Genomic DNA, 15693 nt, shown 5'->3' on the forward strand with positions numbered 1-15693 from the left:
GTTGTTGTCAGGAGCAAGAACACGCGGATAGCCTCTTTGCTTCGAGGCGATTTCTTCACGCGAACCGGTGTCCACTCCGCTCGAAAATGCTCTAGAACCGATAGACGAGGAGGACGCACCCGCTCATGAGCTTCGAGACCGCAGCGACACCCGAAGCCGCCATCGACCGGCTCGAGCAGCTCTATGACGAAGCCCGCTCGGCGCTGCGCGGCGACCTGCAGCACTTCTTCGATACCGGAAAGGCCCCGACCCCGGAGGATCGGGAGCGCTACCGCTACCCCATGCTGCGCGTGACCTACGAACCGTCGAAGCTCCCGGCCGCCACGCGGCGCGGCTATGCCAAATTCGCGGCGCCGGGCATCTATTCGACCACGGTGACGCAGCCGGCCGAATTCCGGGCCTATCTGCTCGACCAGCTCCGGCCGCTCGTCGCCGAATACGGCGCGACGATCGAGACCGGGGTCAGCACGCAGGAAATCCCCTACCCCTATGCGCTGGAAGGCGGCGACGAGCTCGGACGCGGCAAGATCACGCCCGCCGAACTCGCACGGCATTTCCCCACGCCACTGCTCGCGCTGGTCGGCGATGAGATCGCCGATGGCACCTATGACCTGATCGAGGGCGAGCCGCGCCCGCTCTCATTGTTCGACGCGGTCAGGGTCGACTATTCGCTGCGGCGCCTGGTCCATTACACCGGCACCGATTGGCGGGCCGTGCAGCCCTGGGTGCTGCTGACGAACTATCACCGCTATGTCGACCAGTTCGTCCGGCTTGGGCTCGCGGAGATCGAGGCCGGCACGGCCGAGGCACTGGTCGCGCCGGGCGGCATCCGCATCGGCCGCGACGGCATCGACGTCTCGGCGGCGGAACGCGTGATGTCCGCGCCCTGGCACCGCTTCCAGATGCCGGCCTATCACCTGATCCGGAAGACCGGCGAGGGCGTGACGCTGGTCAATATCGGCGTCGGCCCTTCCAATGCGAAGAACATCACCGACCATCTGGCGGTGCTGAGGCCGAATTGCTGGCTGATGGTCGGCCATTGCGGCGGCCTGCGCCAGACCCAGATCATCGGCGACTACGTCCTCGCGCATGCCTATCTCAGGCAGGACCATATCCTCGACGAGCTGGTACCGCCGGAGATTCCGATCCCGGCGCTGGCCGAGGTCCAGGTCGCGCTGCAGCAGGCCGCCGCCGAGATCACCGGCGAGAAGGGCGACCGGCTGAAGCAAAGGCTGCGCACCGGCACGGTCGTGACCCAGGACGACCGCAACTGGGAACTGCAATGGACCAAGGAACGGCGGCGCATCAATCTCTCGCGCGCCATCGCGGTCGACATGGAATCCGGCACCATCGCCGCGCAGGGCTACCGGCTGCGCGTGCCCTATGGCACGCTGCTCTGCGTCTCCGACAAGCCGCTCCATGGCGAGATCAAGCTGCCGGGTGCCGCCAACGCCTTCTATGAACGCGCCGTCGGCGAGCATCTGCGGATCGGGCTCGCCGCGCTGGAGAAGCTGAAGGAAGCGGGCTCGGCGATCCATTCGCGCAAGCTCCGGAGTTTTGACGAGCCGCCTTTCCGATAAGGCTCGGCCCGGAAAGGGGGTCATGCTCGGGCTCGACCCGAGCATCTCTGGACCAGAAGGCCCCCATCCGGCAAAGGCGCCCTGTCCGGCAAGAGATTCCCGGGTCGCCGCTGCGCGGCGCCCGAGAATGACGGGCCGGCCTCAGCCGAACACGCCATAGGCGATCAGCGCCGCGATCACCCAGAGTGCGGCGGTGCCCCAGCGATTGCGCTGCGCCTCGGCGCGCCCGATCGCCTCGATGCTGCGCTCGTCGAGAACGAAGCCGTTGCGCGAGGCGTCCTCCAGCTGGCCGAGCACACGCTCGGCGCGGACGACCGTGTCCGGGAGCGCGGCCAGGGAACCTAGCAGCGAGCGGGCGCCGCGCCCGGCCTCCTCCAGCTTGCCGATCGGCCCGAGATTATGCGTGATCCAGCTGCGGACGACCGGATCGGCCGTGCCCCACATGTCGAGATGCGGATCGAGCGAGCGCGCCACGCCCTCGACCACCACCATGGTCTTCTGCAGCATGACGAGTTCGGTGCGGGTCGCCATGTCGAACATGCCGGTGATCTCGAAGAGCAGCGTCAGCACCTTGGCCATCGAGATCTGGTCGGCACGCTTGTCGTGGATCGGCTCGCCGACGGCACGGATCGCCTGGGCGAAATCCTCGACGTCGTGATGGGAGGGAACGTAGCCGGCTTCGAAATGAACCTCCGCCACGCGGCGATAGTCGCGCGTGATGAAGCCGAGCAGGATCTCGGCCAGGAAGCGCCGCTCCTTCAAGCCCAGCCGGCCCATGATGCCGCCATCGACCGCGACGAGCCGCCCCTCGACATCGACGAAGAGGTTTCCGGGATGCATGTCGGCATGGAAGAAGCCGTCACGGATCGCATGCTTCAGGAAGGACTGGATGATGTTGCGCGCGAGCTCCGGCAGGTCGTGGCCGGCAGCGCGCAGGCCGTCGACATCGGAGAGGCGCACGCCGTCGATCCATTCGTCGACCAGCATCTCGCGCGCCGTCAGCTGCCAGTCCGGCTCCGGCACGCGGAAATCGGCGTCGTCCTTGGTATTCTCGGCGAATTCGGACAGGGCGGCCGCTTCCAGCCGCAAATCCATTTCCATCGTGACCGAGCGCGCCAGCGTCTCGACCACGCCGGTGAAGCGCAGGCGGCGCGCCTCGGCCGAACGCGCCTCGGCCTGCTCGGCTCCGAAGCGCATCGCCGCGAGGTCGCGGTTGAAGCGATCACGGATACCGGGGCGCAGGATCTTGACCGCGACCTCGCGCCCGTCCTTCAGCCGGGCGCGGTGGACCTGTGCGATCGAGGCGGCGGCGACCGGCTCGCTGAACTCGACGAAGATCTCTTCCAGCTTCTCGTCATGCGCGGCTTCGACGATGGCGCGCGCCTCCGCCATCGGGAAGGCCGGCATGCGATCCTGCAGGGCCGAAAGATCCTCCGCGATCTTCATGCCGACGACATCAGGCCGCGTCGCCAGGAACTGGCCGAACTTGACATAGGACGGGCCGAGCCGGGTCAGAGCCGCCGCGAGCCTCGTCGCCGAGGACCCGGCGCCGCGTCGCTCGATCAGCCGGCCGACGCGGATCAGACCACGCGCCAGCGGCGGCAGCACCGAGGGGTCGACCAGCGCGAGCGCGCCCTCGCGGGCCAGCACGAAGCCGACGCGCGCGCCGCGCAGGAGGTGGAAGGAGGAAGAGATCATGCGGTTCCAGCCGTCATGCTCGGGCCTGACCCGAGCATCTCAGGAAGGGTGCCTTTTCCGGCACGAGATGCCCGGGTCAAGCCCGGGCATGACGCAAAACAATCCATCACAGCTTCCAGCCGGAATGCAGCGCCACGACCCCGCCCGTCATCGGCGTGAACTTCGCCCGGCGGAAGCCGGCGTCCTCGATCATGTTCGCGAAGGCCTGCGGCTTCGGGAACTTGCGGATGGATTCGACGAGATACTGGTAGGGCTCGGCTTCGCCGGTGACCATGCGGCCCATCGGCGGAATGACCTTGAAGGAATAGGTCTCGTAGATCTTGTCGAGCAGCGGCACGTCGACATGGCTGAATTCGAGGCAGAGGAAGCGCCCGCCGCGCTTCAGCACGCGATAGGCCTCGGCCAGCGCCTTGTCGATGCGCGGCACGTTACGGATGCCGAAGGCGATGGTGTAGCAGTCGAAATGGTTGTCCGGCAGACCGAGCTCCTCGGCATTGCCCTGGACGAAGCGAATGCGGTCGTCATCCGGGAAGCGCTTGTCGGCCCGCTCGCGCCCGACACGCAGCATGTCGGCATTGATGTCGAGCACGGTGACGTCGGTCTGCGGGCCGCCGGCCTCCAGCACGGAAAAGGCGACGTCGCCCGTCCCGCCCGCCACGTCGAGATGGTGGAAAGGCCGGTCCTTGGCCGGATTGATCGCGGTCAGCAGGGCGCTTTTCCAGGCCCGGTGCAACCCGCCCGACATCAGGTCGTTCATCAGGTCGTAGCGATTGGCGACCTTGTGGAAGACGTCGTCGACTTTCGCCTGCTTCTCGGTGAGCTTCACCGTCTCGAAGCCGAAATGGGTGGTGTCGGAGGCTGCTGTCACGTTCGGGCGGACCTTTTGCGGGCGGACCTTGTATTCGGCTGACGCGATGAATAGCCAAAGGCAGCGGGCTTGTCGCGGCCCGTCTCGACGCAGGCTTTACGAAGGTCTTGATCCATGCCCGAGCTACCCGAGGTCGAAACCGTCCGGCGCGGGCTGGAGCCCGCCATGCTGGGCGAACGCTTCGCACGCGTCGAGCAGCGCCGGCCCGATCTGCGCTTTCCGTTGCCAGACGGCTTTTCCGAGCGGCTGACCGGCCGACGCATCGAAGCGCTGTCGCGCCGGGCAAAATATCTGATCGCCGATCTCGACGATGGCGAGGCCCTGATCATGCATCTGGGCATGAGCGGGCGCTTCATCGTCGAGGCTCCCGGCACACCGCCGACCGAGCCCGGCGCCTACTATAATGAGATCGGCCGGCATCTGATCCACGACCATGTCGTGTTCGAGATGGGGTCGGGCGCGCGCGTCACCTATAACGACGTGCGCCGCTTCGGCTTCATGGACCTCGTGCCGCGCGCCGAGCTCGCCGCCTCCAGGCATTTCGCCGGGATGGGCATCGAACCGCTCGGCAACGAACTCTCCGGCGAGACGCTGGCGAAGCTGTTCGCGGGCAAGATCGCCCCGCTCAAGGCTGCACTGCTCGACCAGCGGCTCGTGGCGGGTCTCGGCAATATCTATGTCTGCGAGGCGCTGTTCCGTGCCGGGCTACATCCGGAAGCCGAGGCAGGCACGATCGCGACGCCGACTGGCCGGCCACGGCAGACAGCGCATGAACTGGCGCGCATCATCCGCGAGGTGCTGGAGGAGGCGGTCGCGGCCGGCGGCTCGACCTTGCGCGACTTCGCCCATGCCGACGGCTCGCTCGGCTATTTCCAGCATCGTTTCCGCGTCTACGACCGCGAGGGCGACGTCTGCGTCACACCGGGCTGCGGCGGGCTGGTGAAGCGGCTGGTCCAGTCGGGCCGCTCGACCTTCTATTGCGAGAGCTGCCAGCCACGGCGGTAGGGACACGCGTCATTCTCGGGCTTGACCCGAGAATCTCTAGACGGAGGTGACACCGGAGCCCCCTCCTGCATGAGATGCTCGGGGCAGGCCTGAGCATGACGTGCCTTTGGTCCCAAGCGCGGATGCGCGCAACGCGCATGGACTTGAACCTTCCCGGCCCGCTAAAGCTGCAGCGACAGCATCATCGGGGAGGCCGCCATGGCTTATGAGACCATTCTCGTCGAGACGAAGGGCAAGGTCGGGCAGATCACCCTCAACCGGCCGCAGGCTCTGAACGCCCTCAACGGCCAGCTCATCGGCGAGATCAATCAGGCGCTCGACGGCTTCGAGAAGGACGCCGGCATCGGCTGCATCGTCATCACCGGCTCGGAGAAGGCTTTTGCGGCCGGCGCCGACATCAAGGAAATGCAGAGCCGCACCTTCCCCGGCACCTATCTCGACGACAAATTCGAGGATTGGGACCGGATCGGCCAGCGCCGCAAGCCGATCATCGCCGCGGTGGCAGGCTTCGCGCTCGGCGGCGGCTGCGAGCTCGCCATGATGTGCGACTTCATCATCGCAGCCGACAACGCGAAATTCGGCCAGCCCGAAATCAATCTCGGCGTCATCCCGGGTGCGGGCGGCACGCAGCGCCTGACCAAGGCAGTCGGCAAGGCAAAGGCCATGGACCTGATCCTCACCGGCCGGATGATGGACGCGCAGGAGGCAGAGCGCTCCGGCCTCGTCGCCCGCATCGTGCCGCTCGCCGATCTGCAGGCGGAGGCGCTGAAGGCGGCCGAGGCGATCGCGGCGAAGTCGCTGCCGTCCGTGCTGATGGCGAAGGAATCGGTCAATCGCGCCTTCGAGGTGACGCTTCAGGAAGGACTGCGCTTCGAGCGCCGCGTCTTCTCCTCGCTCTTCGCCACCGCCGACCAGAAGGAAGGCATGTCCGCCTTCGCCGAGAAGCGCAAGCCGGACTTCAAGAACGCCTGACGCCGGCGCCTCGACCGCGAGAGCCCTCATCCTGCGGAGCCGCGTGAGCGGCGCTCGTCGCGCCTTCCGGAACCATATGAGACATCCCGAGGCGCCGTTTCCGATGAAATGGCGCCTCGGGATGAGGCTCGGACAAGGCGGAAGGTTTGCGGCGATGCGACCGATCACTCCCGCGCATGGCCGGGACGTCGATCTTTGACTTGAACCCGGCCCCGCCCTGCTGACACGATGCGCCATCATCAGCAGGACGAAGACCATGAACGCCACAGCCCGCATCGCCGCCCCCGAGGGTCTGACGCTTCCGACCTATGCCGATGTCGAGCGCGCCGCCGAGCGCCTGAAAGGTATCGCGCATCATACGCCGGCGATGAGCTCGGCGACGGCCAATCGGCGCACCGGGGCGAGCCTCGTCTTCAAGCCGGAGAACCTGCAGCGCATGGGCGCCTTCAAGTTCCGCGGCGGCTACAACGCCATTTCCGCGCTCTCCCCCGAGCAGAAGAAGGCGGGCGTGCTCACCTTCTCCTCAGGCAACCACGCCCAGGCCATCGCCTATGCAGGCAAGTTGCTGGGCGTCCCGACCACCATCATCATGCCGGAAGACGCGCCGAAGGCTAAGGTCGAGGCGACGCAGGGCTATGGCGGCGAGGTCGTCCGCTACGACCGCTACACCCAGGACCGGCTGGAGATCGGCAACCGCATCGCCACCGAGCGCGGGCTGACGCTGATCCCGCCTTATGACCATGCCGATGTCATCGCCGGCCAGGGCACGGCGACCAAGGAGCTGATCGAGGATGCCGGCCCGTTCGACATCCTGATCGTGCCACTCGGCGGCGGCGGGCTTCTCGCCGGGGCAGCCCTGGCGGCCAAGGCGCTCAATCCCAATTGCCGCATCTTCGGCGTCGAGCCCGAGGCCGGCAATGACGGCCAGCAGTCGCTGCGCTCCGGCAAGATCGTCAAGATCGGTGTGCCGAAGACCATCGCCGACGGCGCGCAGACCGCATTCCTGGGCGATCTCACCTTCCCGATCATCCAGGCGCTGGTCGAGGACATCGTCACCGTGGGCGACGCCGAGCTCATCGAGACCATGCGCTTCTTCGCGGAGCGGATGAAGCTCGTGGTCGAGCCGACCGGCTGTCTCGCCGCAGCGGCGGCGCTGACCGGCAAGATACCGGTCGAGGGCCAGCGCGTCGGCGTCATCATCAGCGGCGGCAATGTCGATCTGGGGAGCTTCGCCCGCTTCATCGCCCCGTCCGCGTGAGGATAGCGGCGCGAAATCGATTCCGGCGTTGACGGCGGGGTCGCAAGCGACTATAGCCCCACCACTCGCGGCGGCCCGCGCATGCTCGGCCGCCGCTCACGTTTTTCCACCAAGGGTGCGGCCAGACCCGCCGGCAATAATGCCAGGCGCCTGACCGCGATGAAGACGAGGACGTTTCGATGGCCAATACGACGTCGGCCAAGAAGGCTACGCGCAAGATCGCGCGGCGCACCGAGGTCAACAAGACTCGCCGCTCGCGGATGCGCACCTTCCTGCGCAAGGTCGAGGAGGCGATCGCCTCTGGCGACAAGTCCGCCGCGGCCGAGGCCCTGAAGGCCGCCCAGCCCGAGATCATGCGCGCTGCGCAGAAGGGCGTGGTTCACAAGAACACCGCCTCGCGCAAGGTTTCCCGCCTCGCTCACCGCATCGGCGCGCTGGCTTCCTGAGCCTGAAAATCCGTCCGTTTCGACGGCGAAAAGCCCGGCCTCGCGGCCGGGCTTTTTCGTTGGCTAAGGCCCCTCCTGTGGCGACTCGGCCACAGGCTCCAACGGAACAAAAAAAGCCTGCCCGCAAGGCATTTCCGCAGGCTTTCCACGGGTTTGCAGACTTGACTCTGAAGCGCGCTTCAGGGCGAAAAACCGACCCCCGCAGCTGACTCCGTCGCTCACAAAAAGACCTGCATTATCATCATCTTAGTGGGCAAAGGATTTTGGCGAGCGGAATCACGGCGACTCTGCGGCAGCCTTTTCGAAAGCCGTGAAAAAAAGATTCGCGGCGCGCAGGGGGGCAGGGCATCAAGAAAATCTTAAGTTCCCCAACCAATTGCAGGGCGCAGCCTCGCTTTGGCGGGGTCACCTCGCAGGCCAAGTCTTCGAAGCCGGCTGAAAGGGATGTTGCAGCCCGTCGAGAGCGCCTTGTAAGGTCCCTTCATCGCCCGGCGGACAGCAATGACCGCCAGGCGCTTTCCAGAGATGATAAGCGTTTTGGCTCGCGACCACGGAGGTTGGAGGATGTAGCTCCTTTGTCTTTTAGTGTTGAGATAAAGGGCGGCATCGTCCCTCGACGAGCCTTCCAAGCGTAATCGACAAAGCATGGATCGGAACCTGCGGGCGACAAAGCGCCCGACAGGACGGGATCCTTTTTTTAACCCGGACAACAGTGCCAAGAACGCGGCCGCCCTGCGGCCGCCGTTCCGAAGGCGCGTGCATTTTAAAGATTGGGGCCATTGATGTTCGAGCGACAGGAACTCGGTGATACGGTCGATACAGCGTCTGTGGTGGTGATCGCGGCTGAGGACACCGCTGGGGTTCAGCTGGAAGAGGTTTCGGTCCAGGAGGCCTGGGAGCGCGTCCGCAGGCGCCTGCGCGCCGAACTTGGCGAAGACGTCTTCTCCAGCTGGTTCGGCCGGCTCGAGCTCGCCGGCATTGTCGAGGGTGTGGCCTATCTCACGGTCCCGACCCGCTTCCTGAAGAGCTGGCTCGAGGCGCATTATGCCGAGCGCCTGCGGGTGAACTGCATGGCGGAGCTGCCGGCACCGGCCGGCGTGCTGCTCTCGGTCCGCACCGTCTCGCGCGAAACCACGGTTGCACCGCGCGTCGAAGCCGCCCTGCGCGCCCGGCCTGCCACGACCCCAGCCCCCGTCGCGGCTGAAGCCGCCCGGCCGGCTGTCGCAGGCGGCGCCCAGCCTTGCGAATCCGATCTGGTCGACGCCTGCGGCACGGCGCTCGACAAGCGCATGAGCTTCCTGAGCTTCGTCGTCGGCAAGTCGAACCAGCTCGCCTTCGCGGCGGCGGAGCGCATCGCCGCAGCGCCGGCGGGCCAGAGCCCCTATAACCCGCTGTATCTCCATGCCGGCGTCGGCCTCGGCAAGACGCATCTGCTGCAGGCGGTCGCTCAGGAAGCGCGCCGCCAAGGCAAGCGCGTCGCCTATTTCACCGCCGACCGCTTCATGTACGGCTTCGTCGCCGCGCTGAAGTCGCAGACCGCTCTCGCCTTCAAGGAGAAGCTGCGCGGCATCGATCTGCTCATCGTCGACGATGTGCAGTTCATCCAGGGCAAGTCGATCCAGCAGGAGTTCGGCCACACGATCAACGCGCTGCTCGACGCCGGCAAGCAGATCGTCGTCGCCGGCGACCGGCTCGCCGGCGAGCTGGAGGCGCTCGACGAGCGCATCCGCTCCCGGCTCGGCGGCGGCCTCGTCGTCGAGGTCGGCGAGCTCGACGAGGCGTTGCGCGTCAAGATCCTGGCGACCCGCATGGACGCGCTGCAGGGCGCCCATCCGAACTTCCAGGTCGGCCCGGACGTCGTCGCCTATGTCGCCCGCGTCGTCGCGACCAATGGCCGTGACCTCGACGGCGCAGCCAACCGGCTGCTCGCTCATGCGACGCTGTCGGGCCAGCTCGTGACGCTGGAGACGGCCGAGTCCGCGATCCGCGACCTCGTGCGGACGCGCGAGCCGCGCCGCGTCAAGATCGAGGACATCCAGAAGCTCGTCGCGACACGCTACAATGTCAGCCGCGCGGACATCCTTTCGGAGCGCCGCACCGCGGCGGTGGTGAAGCCGCGCCAGATCGCGATGTATCTGTCGAAGGCGCTGACGCCGCGCTCGCTGCCCGAGATCGGCCGCCGTTTCGGCGGGCGCGATCACACCACCGTGCTGCACGCGGTGCGCAAGATCGAGAAGGCGATCAGCGAGGACCGCTCGCTGCATGACGAGGTCGATCTCCTGAAGCGCATGCTGCAGGAGTGAGCCCGGCGCGATCGCTCGCACCTGCTCTGCCAAATGGTTGTGGTTCCCGGCGCGCGCGGCCCTTGCGCGCGTCGCTGCCGTCCTGCAATGTCGCTGGCCATTCATTCGGCCCTTGCATCCGTGCGAGGGCAGCAAGCGTCAGAAGACTAGACAATCATGAAGGTCACGGTCGAACGTTCCACGCTGCTCAAGTCGCTAGGCCACGTTCATCGGGTGGTGGAGCGCCGCAATACGATCCCGATCCTGTCGAACCTGCTGCTCAGCGCCTCCGAGAACGGCCTGCGGCTCAAGGCGACCGATCTCGACATCGAGGTGGTGGAGACGATTCCGGCTGACGCGGCCGAGCCCGGCGCCACGACCGTTCCCGCCCACACCCTCTACGACATCGTCCGCAAGCTGCCCGACGGCGCGCAGGTTTCGCTCGAGACGACCGGCGACAGCGGCCTCGTGCTGCGCTCGGGCCGCTCGCGCTTCCAGCTCCAGACGCTTCCGGAGAGCGACTTCCCGGACATCACCGCCGGCGAGATGGCGCATCGCTTCGTGCTGCCGGCCGGTGAGTTGAAGCGCCTGATCGACAAGACCCAGTTCGCGATCTCGACCGAGGAGACGCGCTACTATCTCAACGGCATCTATCTCCACACCATCGATGTCGAGGGCCGCCCCGTGCTGCGCGCGGTCGCGACCGACGGGCACCGGCTCGCCCGCGTCGACACCGCAGCCCCGCAGGGCTCGGTCGGCATGCCCGGCGTCATCGTGCCGCGCAAGGCCGTCGCCGAGATCCAGAAGCTGCTGGAGGATGGCGAGAGCGAGGTCGCGGTCGAGCTTTCCGGCTCGAAGATCCGCGTCGCCACCGCCAGTGTCGTGCTGACCTCCAAGCTGATCGACGGCACCTTCCCCGACTATCAGCGCGTCATTCCCGCCGGCAACGACAAGCTTCTCACCGTCGACAAGGGCGATTTCGCCGCTTCCGTCGATCGCGTCTCGACGATCTCGTCGGAGCGCGGCCGCGCCGTAAAGCTCTCGATGGCCGACGGGCGCATGACGCTCTCCGTGACCAATCCGGATTCGGGCTCCGCGACCGAGGAGATCGAGGTCGATTACGAGGCGAGCCCGCTCGATATCGGCTTCAACGCCCGCTACCTGATGGACATCGCGGCGCAGCTCGATGGCGACACCGCCGTGCTCAAGCTCGCCGACCCGGGTTCGCCGACCGTGATCCAGGATCGCGAAGGGGCCTCCGCCCTCTATGTGCTGATGCCGATGCGCGTGTGAAGTATTGCGCGAAAAAGTGGACACCGGTTTTACGCTAGAGCAATGCGCGAGCATTGCGAGCCGATCGCTCTCGTCCGCGTTCGGACGCTCGCGTCCGAACGCGGCGTGATCGGGCGCGGCCATGGCCGCCGTCGCGCGCCTGATCCTCCAGGATTTCCGTTCCTACGAGGCCCTCGATCTCCCGGTCGAGGGTCAAATCGTTGCGCTGATCGGCGAGAACGGAGCCGGCAAGACCAATATCCTCGAAGCGCTCTCGCTGTTCACACCGGGACGAGGCTTACGCCGCACCGAGCTTTCGGTCATGGCGCGGCAGGGCGGCGACGGCTCCTTCGCCGCCTCGGTGACGCTCGCCGACGAGGCGGGCCGGCTCGGCATCGGCCTCGGTCCCCTCGACCCTGAGGGCCGCCGTCCGCGGCTCGCCCGCATCGATGGCGCCGCGGTCGGTTCGGCCCTCGCCTTCAGCGACTATCTGCGCGTGGTCTGGCTCACGCCCGATCTCGACGGGCTGTTCCGGGGCGCCGCCGGCGACCGCCGCCGCTTCCTCGACCGACTGGTGCTGGCGATCGACCCGGGCCACGCCACGCGCTCGAATGCGCTGGAGCGGGCGCTGCGCTCGCGCAACCGCATCCTCGAGGAAAGCCGGGGACAGACGCAGTGGCTCGACGCGGTCGAGCGTGAGGTCGCCGAGCTCGGCGTCGCGGTCGCTGCCGCGCGTGCCGAGACGGTGGCGCGGCTGTCCGCGATCATCGCCGACACCCGCGATGAAGCCTCGCCCTTCCCCGATGCCGATATCGCGCTTTCGGGCGAAATCGACGAACTCGTCGCGCGCTTGCCGGCCGTGGATGCGGAGGACACCTATCGCGACCTGCTGCGCCAGGGCCGCAACCGAGACCGCGCCGCCGGGCGGACGCTCGCCGGTCCGCAGGCTTCGGATCTGGAGGTCCGGCACGGGCCGAAGGACATCCCGGCCGGCCAGGGCTCCACCGGCGAGCAGAAAGCGCTGCTGATCGGACTCGTGCTGGCCCATGCAAGGCTGGTCGCGGCGATGAGCGGCATCGCCCCGCTCGTCCTGCTCGACGAGATCGCCGCCCATCTCGACCCGCGCCGGCGCGCGGCGCTTTACGAGGGCCTCACCGATCTCGGCTGTCAGGTTTGGATGACCGGCGCCGATGCCGCCTTGTTCGGCGATCTGCCGGGCGGCGCGCAGCGTTTCGCAATCACGCCTGGCCGGGCCGATCCGATCGATTGATCGGTCGGACCACGTCTTGCGATGGGACGGAACCAGCGCGTTGCTGCTAGCATCGCGAAAAATCGGAGCCTCCCAATGGAAGTCGCCAGCCTCGCCCTGTTCGCCGGCGTCTATTTCCTCGCCGTCGCCTCGCCCGGGCCGGCGATCGCGGCTCTGGTCGCACGCTCCCTCTCCACCGGCTTCCGGCGTTCGCTGCCCTTCCTCGCCGGCATCGTCGCGGGCGATCTCGTCTGGTTCACGCTCTCGGCGCTGGGTCTCAGCGTCCTCATGCAGAGCTTCCACGGCGTCTTCGTCGCGATCAAATATGCCGGCTGCGCCTATCTGCTCTATCTCGCCTACAAGGCCTGGACGGCGCCCGCCGAAGCGCCGAAGCCTTCCGCCGCCGCGCGCGGAGAGGGTGCCCGCCTGTTCCTCGGGGGCCTGGCGCTGACGCTCGGCAATCCGAAGGTGATGGTGTTCTTCCTGTCCATCCTGCCGCTCGTCATCGATCTCAACGCGCTGACCCCGCTCGCCTATCTGGAAGTCATGGCCCTGATCGCGCCGATCATCAGCGGAACCTTGCTGGCCTATGCCTATGCGGCCGACCGGGCGCGTCGCCTTGTCGCCAGCCCGCGCGCCATGCGCTGGATCAACCGGACGACCGGCGGCGTGATGGCGGGCGCGGCTGCCGCGATCGCGACGCGGAGCTGAGCGGCCTTGGTTCTGGCGGCGGGCCTCATCGATCTCGGCTTCGCGCTGTTCCACGCCGCGTTCCGGCGCCTGTTCGGCTGGCCGGAGCGGCTCGTCCCCTCCGGCAGTCTGAACACCGCGATCACGCGGACGCTCAACGCGATGCTGATCTTCGTCTTCCTCGCCTATGGCGCGACCTTGATCTGGCTGGCCGGGCAAGGAAACGTCCATCCCGCGCTGCCACTTGCGGGCGCTGCCTTCTGGGGCCTTCGGCTCATGCTGCAATTCATCTGGTTCGATCTCAAGCCCTGGCCCTCGAAACTGATCACCGCGATTTTCGCGCTGACCACGGTGGTTCATCTGCTGGCCGGACGGGTCTAGGCACAGGATATCCCGCGAAAGACTGGCCAAGCGCGCCCGGCTGCGGCACACCCCTTCCCATGTCGCCATCCCGCGAATCAGAAGCCCGCGCGATCCTGAAATCGGTGTGGGGCTATGACGACTTCCGCCCCGGCCAGTGGGAGGTGATCGAAGCCGCGCTCACCGGGCGCGACGTCTTCGCGGTGATGCCGACCGGCTCGGGCAAGTCGATGTGCTACCAGCTCCCGGCACTGGTCACGGGCGGCCTCACCCTCGTCGTTTCGCCATTGATCGCGCTGATGCGCGACCAGGTCGGACAGCTCGTCCGGGCCGGCGTTTCCGCCGCCTCGCTGAACTCGATGAACAGCGAGGAGGAGGCGGCTCAGGCCTGGGACAGGCTCAATGCCGGGGAACTCAGGCTGCTCTTCGTCTCGCCCGAGCGATTGGCCGGCGAAGGATTGGTCGGCCGCCTGAAGCGTCTCGGGGTGACGCGGCTCGCCATCGACGAGGCGCATTGCGTCTCGCAATGGGGCCACGACTTCCGCCCGGAATACCGGCTTCTCGCCAAAACGCGCGAGGCGCTGGGCGGCGTGCCGGTGACGGCGCTGACCGCCACCGCCGACCGGCAGACCCAGGCCGATATCGCGAGCCAGCTCTTCCCGCAGCCGCCGCAGATGGTGGTGCATTCCTTCGACCGGCCGAATCTGAAGCTCGCCTTCGCACCGAAGGAGCAGCCGCGCCGGCAGATCGACGATTTCCTGCGCCGCCACCGCAACGGCTCGGGCATCATCTATTGCTCTTCCCGGAGCAAGACCGAGAGGCTTGCCGAAGGGCTGCGGGAAAAGGGCTGGAATGCGCTCGCCTATCACGCCGGGCTGGAGCAGGCGGAACGCAACCGCAACCAGGACATCTTCCTGCAGGAGGACGGGGTGGTCGTCTGCGCCACCATCGCCTTCGGCATGGGCATCAACAAGCCGGATGTGCGCTTCGTCGTCCATGCCGATATGCCCGGCTCGATCGAGGGCTATTACCAGGAGATCGGCCGCGCGGGGCGCGACGGGCTGCCGGCGGATACGCTGACCCTCTACGGCGTCGACGACATGTCCTTGAGACGGCGCCAGATCGACGAGAAGCCCGTCGACGACGAGCGCAAGCGCATCGAGCACAAGCGCCTGAATGCGATGATCGATCTCTGCGAGAACGCCCTGTGCCGGCGCAGCGCGCTCCTCGCCTATTTCGGCGAGGAGACGCCACCCTGCCGGCATGGCAACGCGCCGTTCCGCTGCGATCTCTGTAGCGCTGAAGCCCCGGCCCTGCAGGACGCCACGCTCGACGCGCGCAAGCTGCTCTCGGCCGTGATCCGTTCCGGCGAGCGCTTCGGTGCCGGCCATCTCGCCGATATCCTCACGGGGACGACCACCGAGGCGATCCGTCGCCAGAACCATGACGGGCTGAAGACCTTCGGCGTCGGTGCCGACAGGCCCAAGGCGGCCTGGATGGGGCTGACGCGCAAGCTCTTCGCCGCCGGGGCTCTGGCCGAAGCCAGCGCCGAACATGGCGGTTTCCGCCTCACGCCGAAGGGCGAGGACATCCTGTTCGGTCGCGAGGCGATCGCGCTCAGGGCCGACCCCTTCGCCGAGCGGCGTTCCCGCCGCGGCGAACGCGAGGCGGCACGCGCCGACGGCCTGGACGAAGGCACGGCCGCCCTGTTCGAGCACCTGCGCAAACTCAGGCTCCAACTCGCCCGCGAGGAGGGCGTCGCGGCCTACATCATCTTCACCGACCGGACCCTGATCGCGATGGCGCGCGAGCGTCCGCTCGGCCTCGACGAGATGCGCGCGATAGAAGGCGTCGGCGAGCGCAAGCTCTCGCAGTATGGCGAGGCCTTTGTCGAGGCGATCGCGGAGTTTCGGGGGTAGGCGCTCCGGCCTGGGCAGCCCTCATTCTCGGGCGGAGCGAAGCGTAGACCCGAGAATCTCTGCCTTGCGGTAACGCCGGAGCCTCCATCGGCAT

At 67.2% G+C, this 15693-nt stretch carries 13 protein-coding genes; 11 read left to right on the forward strand and 2 right to left on the reverse strand.

What is annotated here, in order from left to right; all coding sequences use genetic code 11:
* The first annotated feature begins 125 nt into the window (after positions 1-125).
* A complete protein-coding gene (locus AC1DIN_RS16110; RefSeq protein ID WP_441471325.1) occupies positions 126-1580 on the forward strand; it encodes an AMP nucleosidase in 1455 nt (484 codons plus the stop codon).
* A 141-nt stretch (positions 1581-1721) separates the two neighbouring features.
* Here the strand turns inward: AC1DIN_RS16110 and ubiB are convergent, their stop codons facing one another.
* Positions 1722-3278 (reverse strand): 2-polyprenylphenol 6-hydroxylase, encoded by a 1557-nt coding sequence (ubiB, locus tag AC1DIN_RS16115; protein ID WP_476810514.1) that lies wholly within the window; start codon positions 3276-3278, stop codon positions 1722-1724.
* A 106-nt stretch (positions 3279-3384) separates the two neighbouring features.
* On the reverse strand, positions 3385-4146 hold the full coding sequence (gene ubiE, locus AC1DIN_RS16120) for a bifunctional demethylmenaquinone methyltransferase/2-methoxy-6-polyprenyl-1,4-benzoquinol methylase UbiE (protein WP_441471323.1): 762 nt from the start codon (positions 4144-4146) through the stop codon (positions 3385-3387).
* A 114-nt stretch (positions 4147-4260) separates the two neighbouring features.
* Between ubiE and mutM the strand changes: the two genes are divergently transcribed.
* The 10 genes from mutM (at position 4261) to recQ (ending at position 15599) form a co-directional block, all read left to right on the forward strand.
* Positions 4261-5151, forward strand: a complete 891-nt coding sequence (mutM, locus tag AC1DIN_RS16125) for a bifunctional DNA-formamidopyrimidine glycosylase/DNA-(apurinic or apyrimidinic site) lyase (protein ID WP_476810515.1) — start codon at positions 4261-4263, stop codon at positions 5149-5151.
* A gap of 198 nt (positions 5152-5349) precedes the next feature.
* Positions 5350-6123, forward strand: coding sequence for an enoyl-CoA hydratase (locus AC1DIN_RS16130; RefSeq protein WP_476810516.1), 774 nt, complete (start codon positions 5350-5352; stop codon positions 6121-6123).
* 256 nt (positions 6124-6379) lie between these two features.
* Complete coding sequence (locus AC1DIN_RS16135) at positions 6380-7381, forward strand: threo-3-hydroxy-L-aspartate ammonia-lyase (RefSeq protein ID WP_476810517.1); 1002 nt, start codon at positions 6380-6382, stop codon at positions 7379-7381.
* Positions 7382-7560: 179 nt separating this feature from the next.
* Positions 7561-7827 carry a 30S ribosomal protein S20 gene (rpsT, locus tag AC1DIN_RS16140; RefSeq protein ID WP_149131629.1) on the forward strand — a complete coding sequence of 89 codons (267 nt, stop codon included), beginning with the start codon at positions 7561-7563 and terminating at the stop codon, positions 7825-7827.
* A gap of 782 nt (positions 7828-8609) precedes the next feature.
* The gene (dnaA, locus tag AC1DIN_RS16145; protein WP_476810518.1) at positions 8610-10130 is read left to right on the forward strand and encodes a chromosomal replication initiator protein DnaA; all 1521 of its coding nucleotides are present in this window, start codon (positions 8610-8612) and stop codon (positions 10128-10130) included.
* 156 nt (positions 10131-10286) lie between these two features.
* The gene (dnaN, locus tag AC1DIN_RS16150) at positions 10287-11402 is read left to right on the forward strand and encodes a DNA polymerase III subunit beta (protein ID WP_476810519.1); all 1116 of its coding nucleotides are present in this window, start codon (positions 10287-10289) and stop codon (positions 11400-11402) included.
* Between the two features lie 121 nt (positions 11403-11523).
* A complete protein-coding gene (gene recF / locus AC1DIN_RS16155) occupies positions 11524-12651 on the forward strand; it encodes a DNA replication/repair protein RecF (protein ID WP_476810520.1) in 1128 nt (375 codons plus the stop codon).
* Positions 12652-12726: 75 nt separating this feature from the next.
* The gene (locus AC1DIN_RS16160; protein ID WP_476810521.1) at positions 12727-13341 is read left to right on the forward strand and encodes a LysE family translocator; all 615 of its coding nucleotides are present in this window, start codon (positions 12727-12729) and stop codon (positions 13339-13341) included.
* A 6-nt stretch (positions 13342-13347) separates the two neighbouring features.
* Complete coding sequence (locus AC1DIN_RS16165; RefSeq protein ID WP_476810522.1) at positions 13348-13701, forward strand: hypothetical protein; 354 nt, start codon at positions 13348-13350, stop codon at positions 13699-13701.
* Between the two features lie 59 nt (positions 13702-13760).
* Positions 13761-15599, forward strand: coding sequence for a DNA helicase RecQ (gene recQ / locus AC1DIN_RS16170; protein ID WP_476810523.1), 1839 nt, complete (start codon positions 13761-13763; stop codon positions 15597-15599).
* Positions 15600-15693 lie beyond the last annotated feature (94 nt).

The sequence above is a fragment of the Allobosea sp. 05T438 genome (assembly GCF_056396025.1).